This window comes from Actinoplanes sp. NPDC051537, from assembly GCF_055586105.1.
Window position 1 is genome coordinate 24847 of sequence record NZ_JBVJIU010000029.1, and the last position, 18251, is coordinate 43097.

Consider the following 18251-nt stretch of genomic DNA (forward strand, 5'->3'; position numbering starts at 1 on the left):
GCGACCGGAGGGGGAGTCACCATCATGGCGACATTCATGGACGTACACAGCGGGTTCCACGGCGTCACGCCGCAGCAGCTCGCCGACGCCCACGACGCCGACCTGAAGATCGAGGGCGAGGAGGGCGTGCACTTCGAGCGCGCCTGGCTCGACCCGGAGTCCGGCAAGGTGTTCTGCCTCAGCACCGGCCCGAGCAAGGAGGCCGTGATGCGCATCCACGAGCGGGCCGGCCACCCGACGACCGAGGTCTACGAGATCACCGCCGAGGTCTGAACGGTCACCCGACGTACTGTCGGCACCATGCCGATCGTCGGAGTTGTCAGTGCGGGGCAGATGGGGGCGGCGCTCGGCGCCGCCCTCAACGGCGTCCGCGTCGTCACCACGCTCGAGGGCCGCTCCGAGCGCACGGCCCGGCTGGCGGCCGCGGCCGGGCTCGAGATCCTGCCGAGTCTGCGGGAGGTGACCGCGGCCGCCGACGTCCTGTTGTCGGTGACGCCGCCGGGGCAGGCGCGGGCCGCCGCACGGTTGCTTGCCAAATCAACAGATTCGAACACGGTCATCGCGGATCTGAACGCGGTCTCCCCCACGACGATGGCCGCCATCGCCGGCGATCTCACCGGCCGGCGGGTCGTCGACGGGGCGATCTCGGGTCCCCCGCCGGGGCCGGGGAGCCACACCACCATCTATCTCGCGGGGGCCGACGCCGGGGTGGTGGCGGGACTGCCGTGGGCGGACGGGGTCGAGACCGTCGTCGTGGGGACCGAGGTCGGCGCGGCCAGCGCGGTGAAGATGTGCACGGGAAGCGTGTACAAGGGGCTCACCGCGCTGGTCACGCAGGCTCTCCGGACCGCCGGCGCCAACGGGGTGCTGGCTCACGTCGTACGGGATCTGGATCGGAACCAACTCGCCCAGCTGGCCACGGTTGCGCGATCGGCGCCGAAGGCGCATCGTTTTGTGGCCGAGATGCGCGAGGTGGCCGCCACCCAGGAGGCCGCCGGGCTGACCCCCGACCTGTTCACCAGCATTGCCGAGGTCTACGCGGACATCGCCGGCACCCGGCTGGCCGAGGGTTTCCCGGAAACGGTGACCGACCTGTCCCCCGCCGAGATCGTTGCGCGACTTGCCTGATAGGCACGGACGACATCGATGTCATAATCTGAACCGACCTTCCGCCCGCCGAGCCTTCGGAGCGCCATGCCCGCCGACGATGGAACCGTCCGCCGGCCGACGCTGACGGAGGTGGCCGCTCTCGCGGGGGTCAGCCTCAAGACAGCATCGCGTGCCCTCAACCGCGAGCCGAACGTGGCGCCCTCGACCGGGCGGCGGGTGCGCGACGCCGCCGACTCGCTCGGCTACCGCCTCAACGGCATCGCCCGTGAGCTGCGGCGCGGCGCCACCAGCGCGCTGGTCGGGCTGGTCAGCGGCGACCTGGCCAACCCGTTCTACTCGGCGGTGGCCAGCGGCATCGAGCGCGAGCTACGCCAGCACGGCCTGCTGCTGATCACGGCGAACAACGACGAGGACGCCGAGCTCGAGCGCAGCCAGATCGACGCGTTCCTCGAGCGGCGGGTGCGCGCGTTACTGATCATCCCGAGCGGCGACGACCACGAGTACCTCTCGATCGAGGGAAATCGGGGCGTCCCGTTCGTCTTCCTCGACCGGCCGCCGGACGATCTGGCCGCCGACGCGGTGCTGATCGACAACGCGGGCGGGGCGCGATCGGCCGGCGAGCACCTGCTCGCACACGGGCACCGGCGGATCGCGCTGGTCGCCGACCTGGCCCGGATGGCGCCGCAGCGGGGCCGGATCGACGGCTTCGTGAGCGCGATGCGGGCGGCCGGCAACACGGCGTGGGAGCCCTATTTTCGTACGGATGTGCACGATGTGCGGCACGCCGAGCGCACGGTCCGGGAGCTGCTCGCCCTCGACCCGCCGCCGACCGCGATCTTCACCGCCAACAACCGGCTCACCACCGGCGCCCTGCGCGCCCTGCGCGACCAGGACACGCCGCCCGCTCTGGTCGGTTTCGACGACTTCGACCTGGCCGACGTGCTCGGCACGACCGTCGTCGCGCACGACATGACGGCGATCGGGCGCGAGGCGGCGCGGCTCGCGTACGAAAGGATCAGCGGACATACTGGCCCGGCGCGAACCATCGTCATCTCTACATCCGTGATCGCTCGCGGTAGTGGTGAACGTTCACCACGCTGATCCACTAAGGTCCGCACGTAACGACACGGAAACAGCCGTTGACACTTGTGCGGTTGAGGCGGCACGGTACTCCCCGACGTACTTGACAACGATGTCAATCTCTGAATGGGAGATGGCTATGCGCATTCGACGGGCCGCAGTGGCCGTAGTGGGTGTCGCCGCGCTGCTGACCGCCTCGGCCTGTGGGGCCGACGACGGCGATGGCAGCAGCGGGGGCTCCGGCTCCAAGAAGGTGGAAGTCTTCACGTGGTGGGCCGACGGCGGTGAGAAGGCCGGTCTCGACGGCCTCGTCGCGCAGTTCGGCAAGGACTGTGCCGGCCAGGAGTTCGTCAACGGCGCGGTCGCCGGTGGCGCGGGCGCGAACGCGAAGAACGTGCTCGCCTCCCGCCTCCAGCAGAACGACCCGCCGGACACGTTCCAGGCGCACGCGGGCGCGGAGCTCAAGGACTACATCAACGCCGGCAAGATCCAGGACATCAGCGCCGACTACGACACGTGGGGCCTGAAGTCCGCGTTCCCGCAGGGCCTGATCGACAACCTCACGGTCGGCGGCAAGATCTACTCGGTGCCGGCGAACATCCACCGGGCCAACGTCGTCTGGACCAACAAGAAGGTCCTCACCGACGCGGGCATCACCTCCGACCCGACCGACATGGCCGGGTTCATCGCCGACCTGGACAAGCTGAAGGCCAAGGGCATCAAGACCCCGCTGGCCGTCGGCAAGGACTGGACGATGCTGATGCTGCTCGAGTCGGTGCTCATCACCGACCTCGGCGCGGACAAGTTCACCGGCCTGTGGAACGGCTCGACCGACTGGAACGGCGCGGACGTCACGAAGGGCATCAACGACTTCAAGACGCTGCTGACCTACACCAACACCGACCGCGACGCCCTCGACTGGACCGACGCGGAGAAGCTGGTCATGGACGGCAAGGCCGCGTACCAGCTGATGGGTGACTGGGAGGCGGCCGACATGGACGCCAAGAAGTTCGCCGACTACGGCTGGTTCACCTTCCCCGGCAACGGCCAGACCTACCAGTGGCTCGCCGACTCGTTCGTGCTGCCGACCGGCGCCAAGAACACCGATGGCACCAAGTGCTGGCTGAAGACGGTCGGCTCGGCCGACGGCCAGAAGGCGTTCAACACGAAGAAGGGCTCGATCCCGGCCCGTACGGACGCCTCGCCCGCCGACTACCCGAAGTACCAGCAGGCCGCCATGGCCGACTGGAAGACCTTCAAGCAGGCGCCGTCCTGCGCCCACGGCTCGGCCTGCTCGCAGGGCTTCCAGGGCGCGGCCAACTCGGCGCTGGGCGCGTTCTCCACCAACCAGGATGTCGCTGGTCTCCAGAAGGCGATGGCCACCGCGGCCTCGCAGTTCGCCAAGTAAGCAACTCTTGAGCGGGGCGGCCCAGTGCCGCCCCGCTTCGCCAAAGGAGCCTTGATGCGCCGCCTGCGCCAATGGGGACCGGGCCTGCTCCTGCTCTCCCCCTCGCTCATCCTGCTCGCCGTCTTCGTGTACGGCCTGATCGCCTGGACCACGAAGGTTTCCGTCTCCGACCAGCACACCGCGCTGGAGTCGAAGGGCTTCGTCGGGCTCGAGAACTACAAGAACCTGTTCACCAACGACATCCAGGACCGGTTCACCCACTCGCTGAAGAACCTGCTGATCTTCACGGTGGTCTTCCTGGTCGGCGCCATGCTCTTCGGCCTGCTCTGGGCGTTCCTGCTCGAGCGCGGCATCCGGGCCGAGGGCTTCTTCCGCACGATCTACCTGTTCCCGATGGCGGTCAGCTTCGTCGCCTCCGGCGTCGTGTGGCGCTGGCTGATGAACCCGGTGGTCGGCGACGGCGCCGGCGGCATCAACGCCATCTTCGCGGCGATGCACCTGGACTTCCTGCAGAACAAGTGGTGGACCAACCCCAACTGGGGCATGGCGGCGATGGCGATGCCGGCCATCTGGCAGCTTTCCGGGTACGTGATGGCGCTGTTCCTGGCCGGGTTCCGCGGCATTCCGCAGGAGCTCCGCGAGGCCGCCGCCATGGACGGCGCGAGCACCTACCGCCTGTACCGGAACGTGATCTTCCCGCAGCTGACCCCGGTCGCGCTCTCCGCCCTGATCATCCTCGGGCACATGTCGATGAAGATGTTCGACCTGATCATGAGCGTCTCCGGCCCGCAGTGGCTCACCGAGGTGCCCGCCGTCTACGTCTGGCAGACGTTGCTGACCAGTGACTACGCGAAGGCGGCGGCGATCTCGATCGTCCTGCTGCTGCTGGTCGCCGTCGTCATCGTGCCCTACCTGATCTACACGAACCGGGCGGAGAAGAACTCATGACCACGGTTGCCGCACCGCCCGCCGCGGTCGAGACGCTGGCGCCCAAACGCAAGCCCCGGCGCCCCTTCGGACCGGCGTCGATCATCAAGTACGCGCTGGCGGTCATCTTCCTGATCATCGTGCTGATGCCGCTGTACGTGCTGATCGTGACCAGCTTCAAGTCCGGTTCCGACATCGGCGTCACCAGCCAGTGGAACCTGCCGGAACACTGGACGACGGCGTCCTGGGGCAAGGCGTGGCAGTCGTTGCGCCCGTCCTTCATCCGGACGTTCGAGCTGGCCATCCCCGTCGCCGTGATCTCGTCACTGATCGGCGCGGCCAACGGCTTCGTGCTGTCGCGCTGGCGCTTCCCGGGCGCGGACGTGGTGTTCACGCTGATCCTGTTCGGCATGTTCATCCCGTACCAGGCCGTCATGATCCCGCTGCGGGAGATCGTCACCACGATCGGCATCCCGCCCGGCATCCCGACCCTGGTCTTCGTGCACTGCATCTACGGCATCCCGATCTGCACGCTGATCTTCCGGAACTACTACGCCACCACGGTTCCCGAGGAGCTGGTGGAGGCGGCCCGGGTCGACGGCGCCGGGCTGCTGCGGACGTTCGGCTGGATCATCCTGCCGATCTCGATCCCCGGCTTCGTGGTCACGATCATCTGGCAGTTCACGTCGGCCTGGAACGACTACCTGTTCGCGATCTTCCTGTCGAACACCCGGAACGGGCCGATCACGATCGCCCTGAACGCCCTGGCCGGCGCGCAGTCCCCGGACTACGCGGCCTCGATGGCCGGCGCGCTGATCACGTCGCTGCCCACGCTGGTCGTCTACGTGCTGCTCGGCCGCTGGTTCATCGGCGGCCTGATGGCGGGCTCGGTCAAGAGTTGATTGCAGTTCCCCGGCACGTCGTTAACGACGTGCCGGGGACGGGTGAATTGTCCGCTCCGGATGAGGCGCCGTCGCGTACCGGCCCATAGGGTTATGTCCGTGACCACCGAGGATCAGCCGGCCGACGGCTTCGCGACGCGGATGGCCTTCGCCCTGCAGAAGGACCCGGCCGAGCCCGCCCGGCGCACCCACCTGCATCTCAAGCTGGTGGCGGTCACCCTCGCCTGGCTGGTGGTGGTTCCCTTGCTTCTGGTGTACGGCGTTTCCAGCCCCCGCCACCCCGAGAACGTCTTCGACCTGACCGCCTTCACCACGCTGCTCGGCCCGTTCGTGGCCGCCGTGATCGCCACCCGGAACCGCCGCTTCGGCCTGGGCGGCGCGTACGTGGTGCTGACCCTGCTGATGGTCCTCCCGGCGGCCGCGATCACCCGCCTCTGACCGCCTTGCGCGCCTCGCTGGGCTAGCCTCGCGTCCGTGGGACTCGACGTCGAGCTGGTGTACATCGAAGAGGCCGGTTCCGGGCCGCGGTGGCGGAAGACCGCCGAGCTGGTCGGGATCGCCGACACGCGGTTTCGGTTCGCCGAGGCGGTGTCGCGGGCTCAGCGGGGCGATCCGTCCGCCTTCCTCGAGCGCTTCGACCTGTATGGCGCGCTCGAGCTCTCCTCCGCCGAGATGCCGCAGTTCCTGGGCGAGCTCGACCGGCTGCTGGCCGTCGCGCCCGACGAGCGGGAGCGGGAGGTGCTGACGGCCGTGCGCGGGCTGGCCGAGCGGTGCCGCGACGACGGCGATCTGGGACTGCGGTTCATCGGCGATTGATCAGGCGCCGGCCGGGCCGGCGATCCTCGAAGGCGGCGATCACGCGCCGGCCGGGCCGGCGATCCTCGAAGGCGGCGATCACGCGCCGGCCAGGCCGTCCTCGAAGGCGACGATCACGAGCTGGACGCGGTCGCGGACACCGAGCTTGGCGATCGCCCGGGTGATGTGGGTCTTGGCTGTCAACGGGCTGATCACCAGCTCCCGGGCGATCTCCTCGTTGGACAGTCCGGCCGCCACCAGCCGTACGACCTCGCGCTCCCGTTCGGTCAGCACCCGCAGACGGTCGCCGTTGGCCGGGACCGGGCGGTGGGCGAACTGGCCGACCACCCGGCGGGTCACGCTCGGGGACAGCAGCGCGTCGCCGCCCGCCACCACCCGGACCGCCTGGCGCAGGCCGTCGGGGCCGATCTCCTTGGTCAGGAAGCCGCTCGCGCCCGCCGCCAGGGCCGCGAAGACGTACTCGTCGGTCTCGAACGTGGTCAGGATGATCACGCGGGTCTCCGGGAGCTCGGCCAGGATCTCGCGGGTCGCGGCGATGCCGTCGAGGCCGGGCATCCGGATGTCCATCAGGATCACGTCGGGGCGCATCCGGCGGGCGGTGCGCACGGCCTCATCGCCGGTGGACGCCTCGCCGACGACGGCGATGTTCTTGTCGCGCCGGAGCAGGCTGCGGAAGCCGGCGCGGACCAGGTGCTGGTCGTCGGCGAGGAGTACGGAGATGGTCATCGATCGGTCCTTCAGGCGATGGGGATCGTTGCGCGTACGGCGAAACCGATCTTGCCCGGACCGGCCGTGAGCGCCCCGCCCAGCGCGGCCACCCGCTCGCGCATGCCGGAGATGCCGTGGCCGTCGGTCATCCCGGCCGCGCCCGTGCCGTCGTCCTGCACGTCCACCACGACGCTGGCCGGCGCATAGCGCACGGTGACCGCCACCCGGCTCGCGTGGGCGTGCCGCACGGTGTTGGTGAGCGACTCCTGCACGACGCGATAGACCGCGGTGGCAACCGGCGCCGGGACCTCCGCCGGCTCGCCGAACTCATTCAGACTCACCCGTACGCCGGCCGCCCGCACCTGCTCGGCGAGCCGTTCCAGCCCGGTCAGGTCGTCGGCCGGGGCCTCGATCGCCGAACCGTCGCGCAGCACGCCGACCAGCGACTTCAGGTCGACCATCGCCCGGCCGCGCACCTCCTGGGCGAGCCGCAGCGACTCGCGCGCCTCGGCCGGGTCGGAGTCGAAGGCGTCCAGCGCCACGTTCAGGTGCACGCCCACCACCGCCAGCGTGTGCGAGACGACGTCGTGCAGGTCGCGGGCGATCTCGACGCGCTCCTCGGCCCGCCGGCGCCGGGCGTCCAGCGCCCGCTCGTGCTCGTCGTGCGCGAGCCGGTGCGCCACCTCGCCCCGCCACCGCACCGTGTTGCGGTAGGCGGTGGCCGCGCCGAGCACCGCGGCCAGCCACAGCGCCTCGCCGCCGACGTGCGCGAGCGCCCAGTCGACGCCGTGCCGGTTCTCGGCGAACCCGTCCCACCCGAAACCGAAGAGAAGCCCGGTGGCCGCGACGATCACCGCCGGTCTCAGCCGGCCGGCCAGGGCGAGCGCGACGAGGGCGGCGGTCGCCGGCCAGACCCAGCCGGCGTCGATCAGGTACGCGGGACGGACGGCGGCCACGCACAGGACCTGCACGATGAGCACGGTCAGCGGCCACCGGCCGATCCCGAGCGTGAACAGCGCGAGCCAGAACGCGATCGTCGCGGTCATGACCGTCTGGGTGGTGCCGCCGGTGATCGCGAGGCCGGCGGGGACACCCACGAGAGTGAGGACCGAAGCTGCGACCGTCGATTTTCGTGTCATGGCCGGAACGCTATTTCCGGAGGTGGCGGGCCCGCGTCGTCCCGCGGCCGTCTCTTGCACCGACGCCTCCCGACTACGCGCGTACACCGTTGGATGTATCTCTCTCGATAAGGTAACCGGGTGACCGCCGCGGACCTGCTCAGCGCATCCGGACGATTCAGCATCGCGACCGGCCTCACCGGCGACGAGGTCGCGCAGATCGAGAAGGAGTTCGGCTTCACCTTCGCCGACGACCACCGGGAGTTCCTGGCAGCCGGCGTCCCCACCGGCCGCGGCTGGCCGGACTGGCGCGGCGCGGACCGCGCAGGGTTGCGGTCGCTGCTCGCGGCGCCGGTCGAGGGCGTTCTCTTCGACGTGGTGGAGAACGATTTCTGGTACGAGGGCTGGGGTCCCCACCCCGCGTCGGCCGAGGCGGCACTGACCGCGGCGCGCGGCTACCTGCTGACCGCCCCCCGGATGATCCCGCTGTTCTCGCACCGCTACCTGCCCGCGGCGATGACCGGTCACCCGGTGCTGTCGATCTATCAAACCGACGTGATCCCGTACGGGAACGACATCGCCGACTGGCTCAACCGGGAGTTCGCCCTGGGATCGCCGGCGCCGGCCGCGGGACGGAGACCGACCGTCCCCTTCTGGCGCGACCTCGTCTAGCCCTCGGCGCGCTTGGCCCGCGCCCGGCGTTTGCCCTCGTGCATGGCCTGCACCCGGGCGACCGGAATGGTGTGGCCCTCCTCGACCAGGCCGCGGTCCAGCGGCTGCGCCGCCGGCATCGACTCGGCCCACGGGTCGCCGTCCTTCAGCAGCGCGGGCGCGGTGTGGATGGTGAAGTCGGCCGGGGCGACGTCGTCGAGGTCGTCCCACGAGACCGGGAACGAGACGCGCACGTTCTCGCGGACACGCGGGCTGTAGGCGGCGACCACCGTGGCGCCGCCCGACCGGGTCGCGTCGAGGAAGACCTTGCCGTGCCGGTCCTCGCGGATGAACGCCGTGGTCGCCAGCTCGGGGTCGAGCTTCTCGGCCCGCACGGCCAGCGCCCGGGTCGCCGCCGCCACCTCGTCGGCCGGCGAGGTGCCGTCGAGCGGGACGAAGATGTGCACGCCCTTGGAGCCGCTGGTCTTCACGGCGCCGGCCATGCCGATGTCGTCGAGGACCCGGTGCACCAGCTTCGCCGCCTTGGTGACCGCCTCGAACCCCGCGCCCTCGGGCGGATCGAGATCCATGATCATGTGGGTGGGGTGGTGGTTGCCGGTCGTCATCAGCGCCGGGTGGTACTCGATCGCCCGCTGGTTGCCGAACCAGAGCAGCGTCCGCCGGTCGTTGCACAGGCCGTAGGTGACCTTGCGGTGCGACGCCTCGGCCCACACCTCGGTGCGCGGCACCCACTCGGGCGTGTATTTGGGCAGATTTTTCTGCATGAACTGCTCCTGGCCGCGCAGCAGCCGGATCACCGACAGCGGCCGGTCGGCCAGCACCGGCAGGATGCGCCCGCTGACCGCGTCGAGGTAGTCGATCAGGTCACGCTTGGTCGCGTGGGCGCCCTCGAACAGCTCCTGGTCGAGGTTCGTCAGCGCGACCCCGTCTCGTTCCTCGCCCTTCTCCGCCACGACCCCCATCCTGCCAGGTGATGCCGGCTCGCACGTCCTGCCAGGTGACGTCGCGCTTGCACCTTCAACCGTGTGGGTAGGAGGCTGCCGTGATGGACAACGCGGGGGGACTGGAGCCATCGCTCCGGAGCTGGGTCGAGGACGTGGCACTGCCGGGCGGCACGATCGTCGCGACGCGGGAGCTGACCGGGGGGTACAGCAACCACAACGTGCTGGTGACGATGGCCGACGGCGGCTCGTACGTGGTGCGCCGCTATCTGGGGACGAACGCCTGCGCGGTCGAGGCCGCCCTGGCCCGGCGGCTGGCCGGGACGGTGCCGGTACCCACGGTGGTGGCCGCCGACGACGTGCTGCTGTACGAGTTCGTGCCCGGCTACCCGGTCGGCGAGCTGCTGTCCTCGCTGGACGACGTCGGCGTGACCGAGCTCGGCCGGTCGGTCGGCGAGACGCTGGCCGCGATCGGCTCGGTGACGTTCCCGGCGCCCGGCTTCCTCACCGACGCGACCCTCACGCCCGGCCCGCCCGGCGCCGAGCCGACCGCCGGGCTCGACCAGTTCGTCGAGCGCTGCCTTAAGGAGGGCAACGCCGCCGGCCACCTGAGCGACACCGAGCAGCGGGCCCTGCTGAGCTTCGCCGCCCGGGCCACGCCGGCGCTCGCCGCGCTGGCCGGAAGCCGCTCGCTCGTGCACGCCGACTACAACCCGAAGAACCTGCTGGCCGCCCGGCGCGACGGCCGCTGGCAGGTGCTGGCCGTGCTTGACTGGGAGTTCGCGTTCAGCAGCACGCCGCTGTTCGACGTCGGCAACATGCTGCGCCAGCCGCGGCCGGCCGGTTTCGAGGAGGCGTTCCTCGACGGGTTCCGCGCCGGCGGCGGCGAACTGCCGGACGACTGGCGGCGGCTGAGCCGGGCCCTCGATCTGTACTCGCTGGCCGACTTCCTGACCCGGCCGGTCGACCACCGCTATTTCGAGCGGGCCATCGGCTGGATCCGGGCGCTGCTGGCCTCGTAACGTTCTCGGCGTGGACGCATTGTCGCGCGTCGCCTCGGCGTTCGGTCTCGGGCCGGTGGTGGACTGCCGGCCCCTGACGGCCGGCGTCATGAATCTCAGCTGGCGGGTGGTGACGGCCTCCGGGGCGTACGCCATCAAGCAGTTGCGCGACCGGCCGGTCGCGGATGTGCGGGCCGGCCAGGCGTTGATGCCCGCACTCCGGGGGCTGGGCTTCCCGGTCGCGCCGGCGTGTGCGGCGCCCGACGGCAGCACGGTCGTGCGGGTGGACTCGTCGTGGTACGCCGCCAACGCCTGGCTGCCCGGTTCGCATGCCGCGCTGCCGCTGTCCGGCTGTCTCGGCTTCGGCGACCTGGTCGGCCGGCTGCATCTCGCGCTGGCGTCGCTGTGCCCGCCCGCTTCGACGTCCCTGCCCGACTCCCCCGCAATCGATCCCGAGCCTTCACTCCGGGCGTACGCCGCCATGCCCGCGACCGACGACTTCGACCGGCTGGCCCACCGGGAGATCGCCTGGCGCCGGGCGACGCTGGCCACGTCGGCCGGCGCCCGCCCCGCCGACCGCGAGATCTCGCCGTGCGGCTGGACACACGGCGACCTGCAGCCGTTCAACCTGCTGGTGGAGGGCGACCGGATCAGCGGCATCCTCGACTGGGACCGGCTGGGCGTGCGGCCGTACGCCCTGGAGGTGGTCCGCACCGCCACGATCACCTTCGCCACCGGCGACCAGACCGGCCTCGATCTGGACCGGGTGGCCGCCTTCGCCCGCGGTTACCGCCGCCACGTGCCACTGACCGACGCCGAGCTGGCCGACGCCGCCGACCGTCGCTGGTGGACGCTGCTCACCGAGACGTGGCAGCTGGAGCGGCACTACCGGGAGAACGACCGGTCGTGCGACCACCTCTTCGCCCGCCGCGGCAACTTCCTGCGCTGGTGGACCGGCCACCGCCCGGAGGTGGTCGCCGCCCTCAGCGCTCGCCCCACACCGCGAAGAGCTCGTTCAGCCGCCGCTCCGTCACCGCCGGGGCCCGGATGACCAGCGTCGGCGCGGCGACCGCCGGCGGCAGGCCGGTGACGTCCCCGACTAGCAGCGCGCGATGCCGCCGACCAGGACGCCCTCGGGGCCGGGGACGGCGGTCACGGTGGCCGGGCTCCCGAGGGCGTCACCCATGTCGACGCGCAGGGCGAAACCCAGGTGGGCGGCCAGGCAGGCGGTGCTGTTGGCGTTCGCGATGTCTTCCGGTACGCCGATCGACGGCGCGAACATGCGAGCGGCGGCCCGGCCCTCGCCGTCGGGCACGGAGTAGACGTAGACGCCGAGCAGGCCCTGCCGATCGGTCTCGGCCCGCAGCCGGTCGAGGTCGGGCTCGATCGCGGCGACGGCGGCTCGGTCGGCCACCGGAAAGAGGATCCGTGGCCGGCCGAGGGTGGCGATGCGGGCCTCACCCGTCGCCGCCAGGCCGATCGATGACGAGATTTCGGAAATGTCGGAGATGGGGCCGACGCCGATCGGGCCGGGGTCGAACGCCGCATCGACGAGACCGGCGCCCACCGCCCGGCCCCAGAATGTGCGGCCGCCGACCTTCAGCAGGTGCTCGGGGCGACCGGTCCGGGCGGCGAGCAGGGCCAGCGCCGCCACCGTCCCGTGCCCGCAGGCCGGCAACTCCCCCGCCGCGGTGAAGAACCGCAGCGAGCCGTCGGGCGCGATGAACACCGCGTGCGACGTCCCGGCCGCGACCGGCACCGCCCGTCGCTCGGCATCGGACCACGATCCCTCGTTCTCGAACAGCACGACGGTCGGGCTTCCACCCTCCCCGTCTCGCAGACAGGCATGCACAACGGTCACCGGAGAATCGTAAGGTGACCCGGTGCGGCGGATTCTGGTCTACGGGGTGACCGGCTCCGGCAAGTCGACGCTCGCCCGGCGACTCGGCCGGCGGCTCGCGCTGCCCTATCACCCGATCGACGACCTGGCCTGGGAGCCGGGCTGGGTGCCGGTGAGCGACGAGATCCAGCGCGACCGGGTGCGCGAGATCTGCGCCGGTGCGGATTGGGTGCTGGATTCGGCGTACGGGAAATGGGTGGATATCCCGCTCGGTCGCGCCGAGCTGATCGTGGGTCTCGACCTGCCGCGCTGGCGTTCGTTCGGGCGGCTGCTGCGGCGCACCATCGTCCGGCTGGTCACCCGGGAGCCGATCTGCAACGGCAACACCGAGACGTGGCGGGGCACGTTCCTCGACCGGGAGTCGCTGCTGGTGTGGCACTTCAAGTCGTTCAAGCGCAAGCAGCGGCGGATGCGCCTGTGGCACGCGCACCCGGATTTCCCGGAGACCGTGCTGCTGCGCTCGCCACGCGAGGTCGAGCGATGGGTGGCGAGCCTTCCGGACCGGACCTCAGGCGCCGGCCAGGCGTAGGCGTTCATCAACCTGCGCCCGTACGGCCGAAAGCGCCACCGGTGGCTGACGGTGCAACGCCTCACCCCGCGCGTTGTGCAGCGCGAGCCACAGGCTCGCCGCCCAGGCCACCTCGATCTCCTCGCCGGAGAAATCGCGCCGGTGTTTCTGATAAGCGTCGAGGAACGCGGCCGACGAAGCGACCGGGGTCAGCGTCGGCTCGGCGTAGCTGCCGAACGCGCCCGACGCCGCCCCGGCGATCGCGGCCTCGGGCAGCCAGGCCAGGCTGTCCCAGTCGTGCACGGCGTGCAGCCGGTCGCCCTGCCAGCGGATGTTCTGCGACTCCCAGTCGGCGTGCCCGAGCACCCGCGGCAGGTAGGTCTCGGCGAGCCGCTCGCGCACCCGGCGGCCGGCGTCCACGACGTACGCCGGGACCAGGCTCTCGTCGCGGCCGTCGTGGTAGGGGTTGCGCGGCCAGAGTCCCGGCTCGTCGTGATCCCAGCGGGTCCACTCCGGGTTGGGCAGCGGGGGCTCGACCGCGCCCGGCGCCGAGCCGCCCACCTCGATGTCGGCGGCCAGGTCGACCAGCCGCGCGAGCCCGGCCGCGTATCGGGCCGCGGCCGACGGAGAGTCATCGCGCAGCAGGTCGCCGCCGGGCCGCCAGTCCTCGGCGTGGATCGCCCGGCCGCCGGTCACGGTCACGCCGGTGATCGGCGCGGCGGCCGGATAGCCGTTGAGCACGAGGAAGCGCTGCACCTCGACGCAGGTCGCCTCGCGGCCGCTCTGGTCGGGCCGGGCCTTGACCGCCACGTCGCGGCCGTCGGAGAGCCGCAGCCCATAGACCTCGGACATGTGCTCGGACACGTGCAGCACGTCGGAGGGCACGGCGCCGAGGTGCTTGCGGCACCACGACACGAGCCATTCGGGTACCGCGGGAGAGCCCATGAGAACGCACACCATCGCACATCGACGGGGAAGGGACGGTCCGCCCTTCCCGACACTATGGCAAGGCCATCGGGCATACAAGGCCCCGCTGACATCGATGTCATTCACTGCTCGAATTTGTTCGCCACCCCCTTGTCCATCGATACATTTCACGGTAACGATGGGCGGCGGAGGTTGACGGACGATCGGAGGAGCCGGGATGCGCCGACCACGCTGGACAGCCGCGACCGCGATACTGAGCCTGGTGGGAGCCATGCTGATCGGAAGCCCGGCGCACGCCGCCGCGCCGTCGTCGTTCTCGTCGTCCTTCGAGGCCGGCGATCCGCAGCCGGACTGGACGGACACGCCCGAGCGCGCCGGCGGGGTGGACGGGAACATCGCGACCGGCATGCCGGGGAGCCTGCGCTCGCACGTCACGGCGATCGCGGTGAACGCGCAGCCGAACGCCAACGAGAACGGCAACAACCTCAACGACGGCGACCCGGCCACGAAGTGGTTGACCGACACCCCGACCAGCTGGGCGCAGTACACCCTGGACGCGCCGGCCACGGTCGTGAAGTACGCGCTGACCAGCGCCAACGACGCGCCGGAGCGGGATCCGCGGGACTGGACGCTGGAAGGCTCGGCCGACGGGGTCGCGTGGACGGTCGTGGACACGCGGTCCGGTGAGTCGTTCGCCTCGCGGTTCCAGACCGTGGTGTTCGACGTGGCGAACCCGGCCAGTTTCCCGATCTACCGGCTGACGATCACCGGGCATCCGTCCGGGAATCTCACGCAGCTCGCCGATCTGGAGCTCGCCGACGCCAACACCACGCCGCCGCCGACCGGGCCCGCGCAGAGCCGAACCGGGAACGGTCCGGCCAGCTCGCCGACCGCCAAGGCCGGCGCCGGGTACACCGGCCTCAAGGCGTTCACCCTGGCCGGGCGGCACACGGCGGACGGGCGCGGTTACGCGTACGCGAAAGTGTTCGATGTGAATCTCGCGGTAAGCGCCGACACCGAGCTCTCCTACCTGGTGTTCCCGGAGTTCAACCGGGCCGACCTGAGCAACCCGGCCACCTACACCGCCGTCGACCTCGCGTTCACCGACGGCACCTACCTTTCCGGCCTGCCGGTCGTCGACCAGCACGGCATCGGCCTGAGCCCGGCGGCGCAGGGCGCGTCCAAGACGCTCTACACCGCGCAGTGGAACAAGCGGACGGCGCGGATCGGCGCGGCGGCCAAGGGCAAGACCATCGACCGGATCCTGGTCGGCTACGACAAGCCGAGCGGGCCCACCAGCTTCCGCGCGTGGTTCGACGACATCGCGATCGGCCACGTCGCGCCGGCCAAACCTCAATCCCACCTTTCCGCGTACGCCGACACGCGGCGCGGAACGCAGTCCAGCGGCGACTTCTCGCGGGGCAACAACTTCCCGGCCACCGCCGTGCCGCACGGTTTCAACTTCTGGACGCCGGTGACCGACGCCGGCTCGACGAGCTGGCTCTACCAGTGGTCGCGGCAGAACAACGCGGCCAACCGGCCGGAGATCCAGGCGTTCTCGGCCAGCCACGAGCCGTCGCCGTGGATGGGCGACCGGCAGACGTTCCAGGTGATGCCGTCGCTCGGCACCGACGCCGGCCGGGCGAACCGGGCGCTCTCCTTCAGCCACGACAACGAGGTGGCCAAGCCGTACTACTACGGCGTCACCTTCGACAACGGGCTGCGGACCGAGCTCGCGCCGACCGACCACGCGGCGCTGATGCGGTTCACGTTCCCGGGCTCCTCGGCCGGCGGCAACCTGATCCTCGACAACGTCAACGGCAACGCCGGCCTGACCATCGACGCGACCGGCCGGTCGTTCTCCGGCTGGTCCGATGTGAACTCCGGCAGCCTTTCGGCCGGGTACACGCGCATGTTCGTCTACGCGACCGTGGACGCTCCGATCACGGCGAGCGGGATGCTGCCGACCGGCAACCGGCCGGCCACCGGCTATCTGACGTTCGCCGCCAAGACCGTCAACCTGCGGATAGCGACCTCGCTGATCAGCGTGGCGCAGGCGAAGCACAACCTCGACCTGGAGATCACCGCCGGCGCGACGCTCGAGTCGGTGCGGGCGCAGGCCCGGTCGCTGTGGGACGCCAAGATGCGCACGATCGAGGTCGAGGGCGCGTCGCCCGACCAGTTGGTCACCCTCTATTCGAACCTGTACCGGCTGTTCCTCTACCCGAACTCGGCGTACGAGAACACGGGCACCGCTGCCGCGCCGGTGTTCAAGCACACCGTGCAGTCGGCCGTCACCTCGCCGGCCAGCACGCCGACCGAGACCGGGGCGCCGGTCAAGGACGGCAAGGTGTTCGTCAACAACGGGTTCTGGGACACGTATCGGACCACCTGGCCGGCCTACTCGCTGCTCACGCCGCGGGACGCGGGCGAGATGGTGAACGGGTTCGTGCAGCAGTTCAAGGACGGCGGCTGGATCTCGCGCTGGTCGTCGCCGGGCTACGCCAACCTCATGGTGGGCACCAGCTCGGATGTGGCCTTTGCCGACGCGTACCTCAAGGGGGTCAAGGGTTTCGACGTCAAGGCGGCCTACCAGGCGGCACTGAAGAACGCGACCGTCGCGCCCCCGAACCAGAACGTCGGGCGCAAGGGGCTCGCGTCGTCGATCTTCAAGGGCTACACGCCGAGCGACGCCACCGGCGAGGCGATGTCGTGGGCGATGGACGGCTACATCAACGACTTCGGCATCGCCAACATGGCGGCGGCCCTCGGTCGCGACGAGGAGGCCACGTATTTCCGGAACCGCGCGTTGAACTACGTCAACATGTTCGATCCGTCGGTCGGCTTCTTCCAGGGCAAGAGCACGAGCGGGCAGTGGCGGCTGCCACCCTCGCAATACGACCCGCGGGTGTGGGGCTACGACTACACCGAGACCGACGGCTGGAACATGGCGTTCCACGTGCCGCAGGACGGGCAGGGTCTGGCCAACCTCTACGGCGGCAGGGCCGGGCTGGCCACCAAGCTCGACCAGTTCTTCGCCACCCCGGAGACGGCCGGCTTCCCCGGCTCCTACGGCGGCACGATCCACGAGATGCTCGAGGCCCGGGACGTGCGGATGGGCCAGTACGGGCACTCGAACCAGCCGTCGCACCACATCCTCTACATGTACGACTACGCCGGTCAGCCGTCGAAGACCCAGGCGCTGGTCCGCGAGGCGCTGTCCCAGCTGTACCTGGGCAGCGAGATCGGCCAGGGCTACCCGGGCGACGAGGACAACGGCGAGATGTCGGCGTGGCAGGTCTTCTCGGCGCTGGGCTTCTACCCGCTGCAAATGGGCAGCCCCGCGTACGCGATCGGCTCGCCGCTGTTCAAGAAGGCGACCGTCCGGCTGGAGAACGGCCGGAAGATCGTCATCAACGCGCCCCGCAACAGCGCCGCCAACGTCTACGTCCAGGGCCTGCGCGTGAACGGGAAGCGGTACTCGTCGACGTCGCTCCCGCACGCGCTGCTGGCCGGGGGCGCGACGCTCGACTTCGACATGGGCCCGAAGCCGTCGTCGTGGGGCGCGTCCTCGCCGCCGCCGTCGCTGACCACCGGGACCGAGGTCGCCACGCCGCTGCGTGACCTGACCGGCCCGGGCGCCGGGACGGCGTCGATTCCGGCCCTGGTCGACGACACCTCGGCCACCCGGTCGGCGGTGGACGGCTCGTTCACGTACACCTTCGACAGCGCCGGCGAGAAGGCCACGTACTACACGCTGACCTCGGCCGACACAACCGGCACCGACCCGGCGGCCTGGACCTTGCGCGGCTCGGACGACGGCGTCACCTGGACGACCATCGACCGGCGGGCGGACCAGACCTTCGACTGGCGGCTGCAGACCCGGCCCTTCAAGATCGCGAAGCCGGGCCGGTACAAGCACTACGCGTTCGATCTCACCGGCAGTCTCGCCGAGATCGAGCTGCTCGGCTCGCCCGCGCGCTAGAGGTTCCCTAGCGGTAGGGCGATGTGCAGGCGGGTCGGCCGGGCCGCCTGGGGAACCTCGACGCCGGCACGCCGTGGCCGGTCGGCGAGCCGCGGCCGCGCGACGCGGGCAAAACCGGCGCACCGCGATTGGGCGACGCGCCGCGGCCGGGCGATGCGGACAAACTCGGGGTGCCGTGATTGGGCGATGCCGCCGAGTTCGGTGCGCTGGGGCCGGGCGGAGCCGACGCTCTGAGGGCGGGCGAGGCC

Annotated in this window: 18 protein-coding genes; 13 read left to right on the plus strand and 5 right to left on the minus strand. The window is 70.7% G+C overall.

Features of this window, described 5'->3' with window-relative positions:
- Positions 1-24: 24 nt before the first annotated feature.
- From ACZ6TB_RS45360 to ACZ6TB_RS45395, 8 genes are all read left to right on the plus strand, one after another.
- Entirely contained in the window at positions 25-273 is a 249-nt protein-coding gene (locus ACZ6TB_RS45360) for an SCO4226 family nickel-binding protein (RefSeq protein ID WP_465566966.1), read from the plus strand.
- A 27-nt stretch (positions 274-300) separates the two neighbouring features.
- Entirely contained in the window at positions 301-1128 is an 828-nt protein-coding gene (locus ACZ6TB_RS45365; RefSeq protein WP_465566969.1) for an NAD(P)-dependent oxidoreductase, read from the plus strand.
- A gap of 66 nt (positions 1129-1194) precedes the next feature.
- Positions 1195-2211 carry a LacI family DNA-binding transcriptional regulator gene (locus ACZ6TB_RS45370; protein WP_465566972.1) on the plus strand — a complete coding sequence of 339 codons (1017 nt, stop codon included), beginning with the start codon at positions 1195-1197 and terminating at the stop codon, positions 2209-2211.
- A gap of 124 nt (positions 2212-2335) precedes the next feature.
- Positions 2336-3598 (plus strand): ABC transporter substrate-binding protein, encoded by a 1263-nt coding sequence (locus ACZ6TB_RS45375; protein WP_465567142.1) that lies wholly within the window; start codon positions 2336-2338, stop codon positions 3596-3598.
- Positions 3599-3652: 54 nt separating this feature from the next.
- A complete protein-coding gene (locus ACZ6TB_RS45380) occupies positions 3653-4546 on the plus strand; it encodes a carbohydrate ABC transporter permease (RefSeq protein ID WP_465566974.1) in 894 nt (297 codons plus the stop codon).
- Positions 4543-5427 (plus strand): carbohydrate ABC transporter permease, encoded by an 885-nt coding sequence (locus ACZ6TB_RS45385; protein ID WP_465566977.1) that lies wholly within the window; start codon positions 4543-4545, stop codon positions 5425-5427. Before ACZ6TB_RS45380 ends, ACZ6TB_RS45385 begins: the two co-directional genes overlap by 4 nt.
- 99 nt (positions 5428-5526) lie before the next feature.
- Positions 5527-5865 carry a hypothetical protein gene (locus ACZ6TB_RS45390; protein WP_465566980.1) on the plus strand — a complete coding sequence of 113 codons (339 nt, stop codon included), beginning with the start codon at positions 5527-5529 and terminating at the stop codon, positions 5863-5865.
- Positions 5866-5901: 36 nt separating this feature from the next.
- Positions 5902-6243, plus strand: a complete 342-nt coding sequence (locus ACZ6TB_RS45395) for a hypothetical protein (RefSeq protein WP_465566983.1) — start codon at positions 5902-5904, stop codon at positions 6241-6243.
- Between the two features lie 78 nt (positions 6244-6321).
- Here ACZ6TB_RS45395 and ACZ6TB_RS45400 read toward each other — a convergent pair whose 3' ends face one another.
- Together ACZ6TB_RS45400 and ACZ6TB_RS45405 are read right to left on the minus strand one after the other, a co-directional pair.
- Positions 6322-6969 carry a response regulator transcription factor gene (locus ACZ6TB_RS45400; RefSeq protein ID WP_465566986.1) on the minus strand — a complete coding sequence of 216 codons (648 nt, stop codon included), beginning with the start codon at positions 6967-6969 and terminating at the stop codon, positions 6322-6324.
- A gap of 11 nt (positions 6970-6980) precedes the next feature.
- Positions 6981-8090 (minus strand): sensor histidine kinase, encoded by a 1110-nt coding sequence (locus tag ACZ6TB_RS45405; RefSeq protein WP_465566989.1) that lies wholly within the window; start codon positions 8088-8090, stop codon positions 6981-6983.
- Between the two features lie 120 nt (positions 8091-8210).
- On the opposite strand from ACZ6TB_RS45405, the gene ACZ6TB_RS45410 reads away from it, so the two are divergent.
- Positions 8211-8741, plus strand: coding sequence for a hypothetical protein (locus ACZ6TB_RS45410; RefSeq protein ID WP_465566992.1), 531 nt, complete (start codon positions 8211-8213; stop codon positions 8739-8741).
- On the opposite strand, the gene ligD is transcribed toward ACZ6TB_RS45410, so the two are convergent.
- On the minus strand, positions 8738-9694 hold the full coding sequence (gene ligD / locus ACZ6TB_RS45415) for a non-homologous end-joining DNA ligase (protein WP_465566994.1): 957 nt from the start codon (positions 9692-9694) through the stop codon (positions 8738-8740). The two genes, ACZ6TB_RS45410 and ligD, sit on opposite strands and share 4 nt — an antisense overlap.
- Before the next feature lie 92 nt (positions 9695-9786).
- Between ligD and ACZ6TB_RS45420 the strand changes: the two genes are divergently transcribed.
- Together ACZ6TB_RS45420 and ACZ6TB_RS45425 are read left to right on the plus strand one after the other, a co-directional pair.
- Complete coding sequence (locus ACZ6TB_RS45420) at positions 9787-10704, plus strand: phosphotransferase family protein (RefSeq protein ID WP_465567144.1); 918 nt, start codon at positions 9787-9789, stop codon at positions 10702-10704.
- A 10-nt stretch (positions 10705-10714) separates the two neighbouring features.
- Complete coding sequence (locus tag ACZ6TB_RS45425; protein WP_465566996.1) at positions 10715-11734, plus strand: phosphotransferase; 1020 nt, start codon at positions 10715-10717, stop codon at positions 11732-11734.
- Between the two features lie 48 nt (positions 11735-11782).
- Here the strand turns inward: ACZ6TB_RS45425 and ACZ6TB_RS45430 are convergent, their stop codons facing one another.
- On the minus strand, positions 11783-12544 hold the full coding sequence (locus ACZ6TB_RS45430; protein WP_465566999.1) for a PhzF family phenazine biosynthesis protein: 762 nt from the start codon (positions 12542-12544) through the stop codon (positions 11783-11785).
- A 22-nt stretch (positions 12545-12566) separates the two neighbouring features.
- Here ACZ6TB_RS45430 and ACZ6TB_RS45435 point away from each other — a divergent pair, with 22 nt between their 5' ends.
- Positions 12567-13112: an AAA family ATPase gene (locus tag ACZ6TB_RS45435; protein WP_465567001.1), complete on the plus strand. Its 546-nt coding sequence runs from the start codon at positions 12567-12569 to the stop codon at positions 13110-13112.
- Here ACZ6TB_RS45435 and ACZ6TB_RS45440 read toward each other — a convergent pair.
- Positions 13092-14036 (minus strand): hypothetical protein, encoded by a 945-nt coding sequence (locus ACZ6TB_RS45440; RefSeq protein WP_465567003.1) that lies wholly within the window; start codon positions 14034-14036, stop codon positions 13092-13094. The genes ACZ6TB_RS45435 and ACZ6TB_RS45440 overlap by 21 nt on opposite strands.
- A gap of 199 nt (positions 14037-14235) precedes the next feature.
- On the opposite strand from ACZ6TB_RS45440, the gene ACZ6TB_RS45445 reads away from it, so the two are divergent.
- A complete protein-coding gene (locus ACZ6TB_RS45445) occupies positions 14236-18003 on the plus strand; it encodes a GH92 family glycosyl hydrolase (RefSeq protein ID WP_465567006.1) in 3768 nt (1255 codons plus the stop codon).
- Positions 18004-18251: the final 248 nt, after the last annotated feature.